Origin of the sequence: Streptomyces roseoverticillatus, from assembly GCF_000719265.1 — a bacterium.
Classification (GTDB): Bacteria; Actinomycetota; Actinomycetes; order Streptomycetales; family Streptomycetaceae; genus Streptomyces; species Streptomyces roseoverticillatus.
This window is the reverse complement of the sequence record NZ_JOFL01000077.1, coordinates 1-316: the sequence shown is the minus strand read 5'-3', so window position 1 is coordinate 316 and position 316 is coordinate 1. Positions and strand designations below refer to the sequence as shown.

At 65.5% G+C, this 316-nt stretch carries 1 protein-coding gene; it reads right to left on the bottom strand.

Annotated elements, in window-relative coordinates; all coding sequences use genetic code 11:
• The coding region (locus tag IF61_RS0131885) for a flavodoxin-dependent (E)-4-hydroxy-3-methylbut-2-enyl-diphosphate synthase (protein WP_169748865.1) at positions 1-316 on the bottom strand (316 nt) is incomplete at both ends.

Genomic DNA, 316 nt, shown 5'->3' with positions numbered 1-316 from the left:
CTCCCACAACGCCGACTCCACCAGCGCCTCAGGCGTCGCCTTCCCGTACTTCTGCAGCAGCCGCCGGTCCAGCGAACCCGCGTTCACCCCGATCCGGATGGGAGTGCCCGCGTCGGAGGCCGCCTTCGCGATCTCCTTGACCTTGTCGTCGAACTGCTTGATGTTGCCCGGGTTCACCCGCACCGCCGCACAGCCCGCATCGATGGCGGCGAAGACGTACTTCGGCTGGAAGTGAATGTCCGCGATCACCGGGATCTGCGACTTCTTCGCGATCACCGGCAACGCATCCGCATCATCCTGCGTAGGACACGCCACC